Source organism: Nevskia soli (assembly GCF_903970205.1).
GTDB lineage: Bacteria > Acidobacteriota > Terriglobia > Bryobacterales > Bryobacteraceae > Bog-113.
The window spans coordinates 1-10,550 of the sequence record NZ_CAJCHS010000418.1; the positions used below are offsets into that span (position 1 = coordinate 1).

A 10,550-nucleotide genomic window follows, 5' to 3' on the forward strand; every position below is an offset into this window, starting at 1 on the left:
GCGCCGCGCTCTCAGATTGGATGACTTCGAGCTCCGGGAATCAGGAAGTCCTTAACATTGAATGTGTAGATTCGCTGAATGCCGCCGCCGATGGCCGGGGTGGCGCTTCCGGAGGTTCATCAATCCTGTAACAGCGTGCGCCGGCGCCGGAATGCATTGACCAAAACCTTAGCACCGATGACTCCCCGTTTAACGGACATCGTCGTAGATGTCGCGCCGGTGCAACGACCCCATGTCGCCGAGGTCTCGCGCAGGAAGATTTAAGGTCCTCTTCGCCGCCACCGGCGGGATCGGCACGCGAACCTGCCGGTTGACGAGGTCGTGGACGAAAGATTCGAGGGTGAGTCCGCTGGCCTGCGCCTGCTCTCGCAGCCCTCGCTCTACGTCGGGCTCCAGTTCGAGCGTAATGGTCATAAATCTGTCTCCACTGGTTTTGAAGATAGGCTTTATTGGCAATTGTTACATTGGCCGCCGAGCGGGATCACGTTCAGCTTCTTGTCTGCAAACGTGCTCGATCGAAACGTTCCCCGGGCGCAACTCTCTAAGAACTAACAAACTCCCCAACCCGAACCTGATCCGGCTTCTCCGCCTTCCAGGTCGGCGCAAGCCGCACCACCAGCAACGTCTGATCGTCATGCGCTTTCAGATCGCCTAAGAAGCGCTTTACCTCGCTTAGCACCGCGTCGCAAATCTGCTGCGGACTCTCATCGATATGGCGCCGCACGATCTCCGCAATCCGGCCCTCCCCGAACTCCTCATCCTGCCGGTTCGTCGCCTCGGCCACTCCGTCGGAGAAAATCACAAGCACGTCGTCCGCGCGTATAAGCGCCGTGCCGCATTCATAAGTGGCCGCCGGCAATAAACCAAGCACGGGACCGCCGGCCTCTAAGCGCTCCACGGAATGCTTGCCGCTAGCGCGCACCAATAGGGGCGGCAGATGGCCGCCATTGACATAGCAAAGCGTTCCCTGTTCACCGTTGTCTGAACTCGGGGTAAAAAAGCCCATGAACAAGCTGGCAAACCGTTCGCGAGCCGTCTTCTCGCATAGAAATTGGTTCAGCCGGCGCGCGGCTTCTTCGTGGCCGGCAGGGGTCCGCGTCCAACTCATCGAACGAATGGAGCCGTGCAGCACGCCCATCAGAAGCGCGGCGGATATGCCTTTACCGGCGACATCTCCAAGAACCACGCTAACGGATCCGTCGTCCGCCGTGAACAGATCGTAAAAGTCGCCGCCCACTGTCGCCGCCGGAAGAAAGGCCGCCGCAAACTCCACGCGCTCCGACGAATTTCCGATGGAAGACGGCAGTAAGTCCGTTTGGACGCTCCGCGCCAGTTCCACCTGCTGCTCTAGCAGACGGTCGCGCGTATAGCGGTTGAAGAGGAATCCGATCAACACCATGGACGCGAGCAGCGCAACCGACGCGAGGCAGCCGACGATCAGGTTCTGCCGCAGCCCTCCGAAGTCGATCGTCACCGAGTCGACAAAAATCGCCATCTCCTCAAATACGGGAGGCGGGGGCGGAGGCCACGAACGAGGATCGCCGGACCGATGAACCAGATCGAAGAGCCGCGCGCGCGTGAGCATCATCAGCACCTCGCGCTTCCCGGATTTCAAATCGACTCGTTGCCATTGGTGGTTCTGCAGAAGACGATGCAGTTGCTTCGCCGATGGAAGCTTGGTCTGAGCCTCGCCCGCTTGAGCGATCACCTTAGCATCCATGTCGAGCACGCGAATCCAGGCAATCTGCTTGGGGAACTCGAGTTGGAATCGTTTGACGACGGGATCGAGCCGGTCGGCGCTGCCTATCTTCGCCGCGGCCGCGGCCTGCGAGAGGGCGGCTTCCTTGCGCCCGGCTTCGCGCGCCGCTTCATCCCGAACAATCTCGTGATAGACGAAGAAATAGGTGGTGACCGTTTGCGCAAGCAGCGCGAGCGCCAGCAGGGTGCCGCCGCCGATCGCCACCTTAACCCAAACCTGCGAACTCTTTCCACCAGGCCGCATTCGCGTGTCTATCTGGACATCATCTTCCCACGGGTTTGTTCCCACGCGCTTGCTTCGTTTTCTGACAGAGCGGCATCCAACCGGGCATGGACCTACAACTCTCCGGCAAAACAGCTCTAGTGACGGGATCGACCGCGGGCATCGGCCATGCGATCGCGGCAACGCTCCTCGGTGAAGGCGCGCGCGTGATTGTGAATGGACGCACGCAGGCGCGCGTGGAAGCCGCAATTGCGGCCTTCCCGCCCGGCTCGCGCGATCGCGCAATCGGGCTGGCCGCGGATGTCAGCAAAGCGGATGGCGTTGCTCAGGCTATCGAACGCCAGCCCGATGTCGACATCCTGATCAACAACATGGGCATCTTCGAGCCGAAGCCGTTCGCCGAGATTACGGATGCCGACTGGTTCCGCTTCTTTGAAGCGAACGTGATGAGCGGCGTACGCCTGAGCCGCCATTATGTGCCGCGCATGATTGCCTCCGGATGGGGACGGATCATCTTTATATCGAGTGAGTCGGCGATCCAGATACCCGCCGAAATGATTCACTACGGGATGACGAAGACGGCGCAACTAGCGATCTCACGCGGGCTGGCGGAAACGACTGCTGGAACCGGCGTGACCGTGAACTCCGTGCTTCCCGGACCGACTAAGTCTGAAGGAGTAATGGCATTCGTCGATCAACTGGCAAGAGACCAGAAAGTAGACACGGCGGTGTTGGAGAAGGAGTTCTTTCAGTCGGCGCGGCCGACCTCGCTGCTGCGGCGCTTCGAGACGCCTGAAGAAGTTGCCGCGATGGTCGCGTTTGTGGCTAGTCCACTAAGTAGCGGAACTAACGGCGCTGCATTGAGAGTGGATGGTGGAGTCGTGCGTTCGTTAGTCTAGAAATAGTTCACTAACCCCAACCGCCAGATCGCCTGCTTTCAAAACACCACCTTCCGGCACCAGGGAAATCGGCTCTCGATTAGGGTACTCCCAGGCTTTCTTGCCGATAGGATCGACCACCCAGCAGTATGGAACGCCCCACGCATGATAGACCTCACACTTAGCAACCAACTCACTCAAGCGCTGCGATGGCGAGAGAATCTCGACGCATAGAGTCGGTGCATCCACTAAGATGCCATCCTCGAATCCGGCGCTCGATGAAAGGAACACGACATCGGGAATACGAACCTCGTCCCCATGACGGAATGAAAGCTCCCAGCCAACGTGCCCGAGACCACGCTCCGCGAACGGTAGCAACAGACGGTGCAACCGTTGTTCCATCCTCATGTGATCAAGGGTGCCCATAGGCTTAGGTACCAGCTCTCCCCCAATCAATTCAGCTTCGGGCTTCTCGTTCCGGCGCAGGAAATCGGCTACCGTCCGATGGGTAAGAGTGGACATTGGTCGAGATTCTTCCGCTTCATTATCGCAGTTTTCGCAGCCCATCGTTGCTTGAGCTACGGTGCTCTATCCTGCGTGGGTGGGCTCGTTTTACCGTATCGTTCGGTTTGGCTTCGGGGCAGCGTTGATCGCGCTGCTGGCCATGTGGGCTGTTTCCACACTCTCCTGGCCCTTCTCGCGCGATCAGGGAATTCTTGCCTGGGCCGGGAGCGTGGTGCGCGCCGGCGGTGTACCTTACCGCGATGCCTGGGATGTCAAGGGGCCGATCGCATTGGTCCCGTTTGCCGCAACTCAATTCCTCTTCGGGCGGAACATGTGGGGGATTCGCGTATTCGACCTTCTGATCGGCGTCGCCAATCTTACTGCCCTGGCCATCGCCGCTCACCGGTTCTGGGACCGGATAACAGCCGAATATGCCGTGATTCTGGGGGCGCTCTTCGCTACCTGGCTGAACTTCGCGATCAGCGCGCAGCCCGATGAATGGTGCGGATGCGCGCTTACGGTCATCGTCGCGATCCTAAGTTCAACCAAGCAGGCAATTACCCTGCGTTCCGTCGCGGCATGCTCCTTTCTGGTTGGACTTTGTGTTCTACAGAAGCCGGTCTATGCAGTGTTTATCCTGTTACTCGTCCCCTTCATCGACCGGCGCAGTCGCGCGATCCGGAAGTCGATCATTGCAGCCCTGCTAGGCTTTTCGCTCCCTATTGTCGCGACGCTCATCTACTTCGGATTTCACCGTGCTGTGGCTAGCCTCATTGATACGTATCTGCTCTTCAACCTACGCGCCCACGTGAAGGTTGAAGGCTCGCCTGCTGAACAGGTCCGTTATTTTCTCTACGCCTGGCAGGCTTTCCTCCCGCTCGCCGCAGGCGTTCCGTTGGCGATATTCGGGGCGGTAGTCCTGACTACCCGAAGCTCGCGACTCGGAGCGCTCTATCTACTTTGGTTTTCGCTGAATGTGTTCATCATCATCGTGCAGGGCAAATACTTCGAATATCAGTTTGTTCCGTTAGTCGCGCCTGTCGCGCTGGGCGGCGGACTTGCCTTACGACAGTTACGCGACTTCAGACCGGCAGCCGCAACCGTCGTATTGATGACCTTCATCTTGCTATTTATAAACGATCCGTTGCGCTCGGTTAAGGAATGGATCTCATACCGCTCCGGGAAGATATCGCGCAATCAATATGACGCTCACTTCGTTTACCTCAACAAGAACCATTACGATTCCGGTACGATCCGGCTTTTAGCTACTTACGTACGGGAACATAGCACGAAAACCGATACCATCCAGGTCTGGGGTTTCGATGCCGGCATCAACTATCTCGCGGATCGCGCGGCGCCCAGCCGGTTCGGATACACCTATCCCTTGGAGATCGGCAGCAAGAATCCATACCTGCAAGGCTACCGCGCGGAGTTTCTAGATAAAATCCACGAAAAACCGCCTGTTTATGTACTCGTTCCCAGCCAAGACGCGTTCGGGTCGATGCCGGCGTCCGACCAGAGTTTCAACGAGTTCACCGGGTTTCATGATTTCGTGTTGGCGCGCTACAACGTCGAAAAAACGATCGAAAACTGGACGCTTTACCGGCTTCGTTAGCTCATTCTTACCGAGCACGACAAGATAGCCTGTCGCACTTCCGACAAAAGCTGATCGACACTGAAAGCGTCCTTCCGGAGCACGCTCTCCACGTGCCCGTTCAGCCGCCGCCGGTCTTCCTCGGTCAGGTCTTTAGCTGTAAGAACAACCACGGGTATGTTGCGCCAGGCCGGGTTACGCCGCAGTTCCAAAGAGAACTCGAATCCGTCCATCACCGGCATCATTAGATCTAATAGAATCAACTCGGGCCGTTGCTGAGCGATTCGGTCCAATGCTTCACGGCCATTCTCCGCCTGAAGAACCGACCATCCCTCGCGTTCCAGCAACTGCTGTAACTTCCTGCGTCCTTGTTTGTCGTCGTCCACGATAAGTGCGGCGCACGGCGGATTGGGACACGCGTGCTTTCGAAGTACGGCGCTCAATTGCTCCCGTTCCACCGGCTTCGTCAGATAATCCGCCGCGCCAAGTGAGTAGCCGGTGTTGCGGTCATCCACCATGGTCAGCATCACCACGGGAATATTAGCCAACTCTGGGGCGTTTTTCAGAGCGCTAAGTACTGTCCAGCCGTCCATCTGAGGCATCATCACGTCCAGCGTGATCAGCGTCGGACGCAGTTCGCGGGCAAGATGAAGACCCTGAGTACCGGTAAGTGCCGTGACCGCATGATAACCTTCTTTGCGAACCAATCGTTTAATTAAGTCGCACGCCGTTGGATCGTCATCGATGATCAGAACGGTACCCCGTGCGCCCGCGGGTATTTGCTGAACGGCCTCGACCTTCTCCACCGGAGCCGTTTCAGACTTCACCACCCGCGGCAATCGCATGGTGAACGTGGAGCCCTGCCCAAGCACGCTTTCGACGGTAACTTCTCCCCCCATCATCCGGCAGAAGCGCTGCGTGAGGGCCAACCCCAGACCCGTTCCACCAAACCGGCGGGAGACACTGGTGTCCGCTTGTTGAAAGGCCTCAAACAGCCGGTCGCGCTGTTCCGGACTAATTCCGACGCCGGTGTCACTTACTCGAAACAGGATGTAATCCGCGTTCTCGGGGTCCGGCAGCACTTCGACCCGTACCCTACCGTCCAGCGTGAACTTAGCTGCGTTCGAGACAAGATTGAACAAGCTCTGACGCACTTTGATCAGATCCGCGCGCATCTCGCCGACCCCCGGGTGAACCTTCACTTCCAGAGTATTGCCGTTGCGCTCAATCTGCGGCTGCACCACATGGCTGGCATCTACCGCAACGGGCGCCACCGCGAAGTCCTCCAGGTATAACTCCATGCGCCCGGCTTCGATTTTCGATAAGTCGAGGATGTCGTTAATCAGCGCCAGTAAGTGCCGGCCGGCCGAGTGTACTTTCTGCAGATCGGGAATCAGGTTCGTGGCTCCCTGATCCTCCGCTTCTTCCTGCAGCATTTCGCCATAGCCGATGATCGCGTTCAGCGGCGTGCGCAGTTCATGGCTCATGCTGGCCAGAAAATCGCTCTTCGCCCGGTTGGCCGCTTCAGCCGCATTCTTTGCCTCGCGAATCGCGGCTTCGGTTTGTTTGCGGTCGGTGATGTCCCGCAGGGTCGCTGTGAATAGCGGCGGCCCATCCTCCGAAATCGCATTCACCGAGAGCTCCATCGGGAATTCCGATCCATCCGCCCGAAGCCCGGTGAGTTCGAGCCGTCGCCCGATAATCACCGCGGCTCCAGTGTCCAGGTACCGCTTCAATCCCCGATAGTGCGGTTCGCGCGCTTCCAGCGGCATGATCAGTTCCGGCATCGGCTTGCCGATCACGTCTTCGCGGCGGTACCCGAATATCCTCTCGGCGGCCGAATTGAACTCCAGAATGCAGCTCCGGCTATCGATGGTGACGAACCCATCCAGCGCGGTTTCAAGCACCGCGGCCTTGCGCGCCTGGCTGCGCGCCAGATCGGCGCGGCTCCGCGCGCGCTCAATCCCCAGCGCGAGATGATTCGCAATCGCCGCAAACGCGCGCAACGCATCATCTCCCAGCGGCGTTCGCGAGAAAATCGCAACCACCCCGACCAGCCGTTCACCCACCGTCAGCGGATATCCGGCAAAAGCAATCATGCCCTCGCGCCGCGCCCACTCCTGATCGCTCACGCGCGGGTCATTCGGAACATCGTTCGTCAGATGCGGCAGCCGCTCTTCCGCAATCAGCCCGATCTTAAACTTGCCCACCGGGACCCTGGCGTGCGCGCCGTCGATGTGCGTGTACATCCCCGCGCTGCCCTGCAGTTCTAGCGTTTTGCCGTCTTCCGATACGGTCCAGATCCGCGCAAACGCAGCTTGCAGCTGGCGTTGAATCACCTCAGAACAGAGCTGCAGCGTCGGCCGCAAGGGAAGCGCCTGCGTCAACGCCAAGCCGATTTCCGACCCGAGCATCGCCAGCCGCGCGCGTTCCTCCAGCATGCGCTCGGATTCCTTCCGCGCCGTAAAGTCCTGACACGTTCCGGTTATATACACGGAACCCTCGTCACCTGAAAACGCCTTCCCGCGGGTGTAGAGCCAACGCACCGCGCCATCCGGCCGCTTCACCCGGAACTTCGCGGAGAATTCCGAACGTTCGCGCGCGCTCCGCTCGAATTCGGCTCGCACGCCGTCCCGATCTTGGGCGTCGACCAACGAAAGAAATGTATCCAGATCGGCTATGTTCTGCCTCTCGTTCAGCCCGAACAAATGACGCAGACTGACATCGTCTTCGAGCCGGCCGGTCGCCGTATTGCAGTCGAAGGTGCCGGTCCCGTTAGCTTCCAGAGCAGCGCGTACGCGGTCCCGGGCATTGCTAAAGCTTGATCCGGCGGTCACGCAGTTATTGTTGCAGATGGCCCGTTGACAGCGAATCTGCTACCATTTGTGTTTCATGTTTCGAGTCTGCGCGGCATTTAGATCTACCGGTCGATTTACCGGCCTTAGCCGAGCGCGCGGGCAGCGTTAGCCTGAACTGGAAGTTCAGGTCAAGTTCAAAAGCCCGCTCCGAAACGAGTGGGCTTTTTCAATTTATAGGAGCTACACCATGATCGTGTCGATGCGGCCCCATGCGAGCCGAGCGGAGATTGACCACGTTTGCAATCGGATTGTGAACGAGTTTGGATACCGCGTGCATTCAATCGTTGGCGAAGAACGCGTGGTTATCGGTGTCGTCGGGATCGGCGATGTCACGCGCTGCCTCGAGTCGCTGGAAGCCACGCCGGGCGTCGAGCGCGCCATGGCGATCTCGGCGCCTTATAAGTTCGTCAGCAAGGAATTCCGCCGCGAGCGCAGCCGCATTGCCATCGTCCGCGGCGTCGAAATCGGCGGCGACGAGTTCATCGTTACCGCGGGTCCGTGCTCCGTCGAGAGCGAGCAGCAGATCCTCGAAACGGCGCACGCCGTGGCGTCCGCGGGCGCCAAGCTGCTGCGCGGTGGAGCGTTCAAGCCCCGCACATCGCCTTACGATTTTCAGGGACTCGAGGGTGAAGGCCTCAAGCTCCTGGCCAAAGCCCGCGAGGAAACCGGCCTCGGTATCGTGACCGAGATCATGAGCGACGCGGATGTCGGCTTGGTCGCCGAGTACGCGGACGTGATGCAGGTGGGCGCGCGCAACATGCAGAACTTCGCGCTGCTGAAGTCACTCGGCGGCTGCGGCCGCCCGGTCCTGCTGAAGCGCGGGCTCAGTTCGACCATCAAGGAACTCCTGATGTCCGCCGAATACATCGTCGCCCACGGCAATCCCAACGTGATCCTGTGCGAGCGCGGCATCCGCACCTTCGAAACCGCCACGCGCAACACCTGCGACATCAGCTCCATTCCCGTTCTGAACGAACTGACGCACTTACCCGTGATTCTCGACCCCAGCCACGCCACCGGCAAGCGCAGCATCGTTCCGCCGTTGTGCCGTGCCGGAGTTGCGATCGGCGCCGATGGATTGATCGTCGAGGTACACCCCAATCCTGAGAAAGCCGTCAGCGATGGCGCGCAGTCGTTGACCGTCGATCAGTTCCGCCGGATGATGCGGGACCTGGAGCCTTACATCAATCTGTGGAGTAAGGCGCGGGCGGAAGAGTTCGCCTTGGTTAGTTAAAGCCGTTCATGCGCCTCCGCCTGATTGGATTTATCGCGTTCGTTGCCTTACTCACGCTAGGAGTGGGTGGCGCGATCTGGTGGAAGCACCAAGTCCCACCCACCCCGGAAGCGCTGCTTAAGCGCTTGCCGACAGACGGCGCCGTGGTCGCCGGAATCGATGTGGCAGCCCTGCGCTACGGCGGATTCGTGCAATTGATCGCCGGATCGAAGGCGCCGGTCGACCCCGAGTACACGCAGTTCGTGCGCGCGACGGGCTTCGATTACGCCCGCGACCTGGATTACGTGCTGGCTTCGTTCTCGCCGGATGGCGAGTACTTCTTCGTCGAAGGCCGCTTCGATTGGCCGCGCATAGAAGCGTACGTAGCGGCGCAAAAAGGGGCGTGCGACCGGCACTTCTGCAAAGTCGACGGCAGCACGCCCTCGCGCCGCATCTCCTTCTTCCGCGCCGGCCGCAACCTGATGGCGATGGCCGTAGCGCCGGACGACATGGCTGCCGATCGCTTGCGCAAGCCGGGCCCGCAGGCCGATCTCGCGATTCCATCCCAGCCCGTGTTCGTATCGGCAAGCGCGGGAGCCCTGCGGCAAGCGGCGGCGCTCTCCGGCGCGGGACAGATGTTCGCATCGGCTCTAACGGACGCGAGCCGCATGACGCTCACGCTTGGTCCTTCCGGATCGGATGTAGATATTCGTTTGGACGCAATCTGCGGCGACACGCAACGCGCCGGTGCGCTGGTCGAGCAACTGCAAACGATGACGCGCGTGTTGAAGGGTCAGGCCGGACAGACGGATCAAAATAGCCTCGGCAGCGTACTGCTCTCGGGGACGTTCGATCAACGCGGGCCGCATGTCTTTGGACGATGGCCGGTGCGGCGGGCGGTGATTGCGGGGTTAGCTAGCGGGTTGTAATAGGATTCCGCCCGATCCTGCATCTCCTTCCATTTTGGCGGGCCGCGAGACGCCACTTACGAGTTGGAGGATTTCATACTCATTCCTTATGCGCGAATTGGAGAACGTTATGAGCTTCGCGACGGGGAAGTCACCGTATTCTCCGCCGCTGATCATTGAAATACTCTCGGAAACACTCTCGGAAACACTCTCGCCATCGAACCGGCCGGAAGAAAATAACCGCAAGAGCGTGTCCGCTTTTTCTCTTGCTGCACCCGCGAGTTTGGCTCGTCGATCGCGGACCATCGAGGGTTCGAGGCCCGGTGCCGCGACTCGTATGTTTAAGCCGGGCGACTACCTACGTAAGGCTAAGGCATTGCCTTCTTCGTGAAGATCAGGATGTGTTGACGCGGTAGGATCTCACTGCGCTTCGCCAGACGAAAACCTTCCGGCTCGATCTCAGCTCGTACTTGAGCCACGGTCATCTTATGCAGCGGCTGTATCGGAAGATCTTTATCCTCGCCGCGAAACTCTAACAGGACCATACGGCCGTCCGGCTTGAGTGCTTCGCGAAGCTTGCGCACCATCTTCTCGGGTTCGGAGAATTCGTGATA

At 59.5% G+C, this 10,550-nt stretch carries 8 protein-coding genes and 1 pseudogene; 4 read left to right on the forward strand and 5 right to left on the reverse strand.

What is annotated here, in order from left to right; all coding sequences use genetic code 11:
- Nucleotides 1–189: 189 nt before the first annotated feature.
- Nucleotides 190–414, reverse strand: a complete 225-nt coding sequence (locus tag H1Y01_RS17885; RefSeq protein ID WP_180541954.1) for a hypothetical protein — start codon at nt 412–414, stop codon at nt 190–192.
- A 127-nt stretch (nt 415–541) separates the two neighbouring features.
- Nucleotides 542–2,002, reverse strand: coding sequence for a PP2C family protein-serine/threonine phosphatase (locus H1Y01_RS17890; protein WP_180541956.1), 1,461 nt, complete (start codon nt 2,000–2,002; stop codon nt 542–544).
- A gap of 86 nt (nt 2,003–2,088) precedes the next feature.
- On the opposite strand from H1Y01_RS17890, the gene H1Y01_RS17895 reads away from it, so the two are divergent.
- On the forward strand, nt 2,089–2,880 hold the full coding sequence (locus tag H1Y01_RS17895; RefSeq protein WP_180541957.1) for an SDR family NAD(P)-dependent oxidoreductase: 792 nt from the start codon (nt 2,089–2,091) through the stop codon (nt 2,878–2,880).
- On the opposite strand, the gene H1Y01_RS17900 is transcribed toward H1Y01_RS17895, so the two are convergent.
- Entirely contained in the window at nt 2,872–3,381 is a 510-nt protein-coding gene (locus tag H1Y01_RS17900) for a Uma2 family endonuclease (RefSeq protein ID WP_180541959.1), read from the reverse strand. The genes H1Y01_RS17895 and H1Y01_RS17900 overlap by 9 nt on opposite strands.
- Nucleotides 3,382–3,460: 79 nt before the next feature.
- On the opposite strand from H1Y01_RS17900, the gene H1Y01_RS17905 reads away from it, so the two are divergent.
- The gene (locus H1Y01_RS17905) at nt 3,461–4,978 is read left to right on the forward strand and encodes a glycosyltransferase family 39 protein (protein ID WP_180541961.1); all 1,518 of its coding nucleotides are present in this window, start codon (nt 3,461–3,463) and stop codon (nt 4,976–4,978) included.
- On the opposite strand, the gene H1Y01_RS17910 is transcribed toward H1Y01_RS17905, so the two are convergent.
- Nucleotides 4,975–7,794 (reverse strand): response regulator, encoded by a 2,820-nt coding sequence (locus tag H1Y01_RS17910; protein ID WP_180541963.1) that lies wholly within the window; start codon nt 7,792–7,794, stop codon nt 4,975–4,977. The genes H1Y01_RS17905 and H1Y01_RS17910 overlap by 4 nt on opposite strands.
- Nucleotides 7,795–8,002: 208 nt before the next feature.
- On the opposite strand from H1Y01_RS17910, the gene aroF reads away from it, so the two are divergent.
- Nucleotides 8,003–9,049 carry a 3-deoxy-7-phosphoheptulonate synthase gene (gene aroF / locus H1Y01_RS17915; protein ID WP_180541965.1) on the forward strand — a complete coding sequence of 349 codons (1,047 nt, stop codon included), beginning with the start codon at nt 8,003–8,005 and terminating at the stop codon, nt 9,047–9,049.
- Between the two features lie 8 nt (nt 9,050–9,057).
- Complete coding sequence (locus H1Y01_RS17920) at nt 9,058–9,957, forward strand: hypothetical protein (protein ID WP_180541967.1); 900 nt, start codon at nt 9,058–9,060, stop codon at nt 9,955–9,957.
- A 347-nt stretch (nt 9,958–10,304) separates the two neighbouring features.
- Here H1Y01_RS17920 and H1Y01_RS17925 read toward each other — a convergent pair.
- A pseudogene (locus H1Y01_RS17925) lies at nt 10,305–10,550 on the reverse strand (SAM-dependent methyltransferase); the annotation flags it as partial.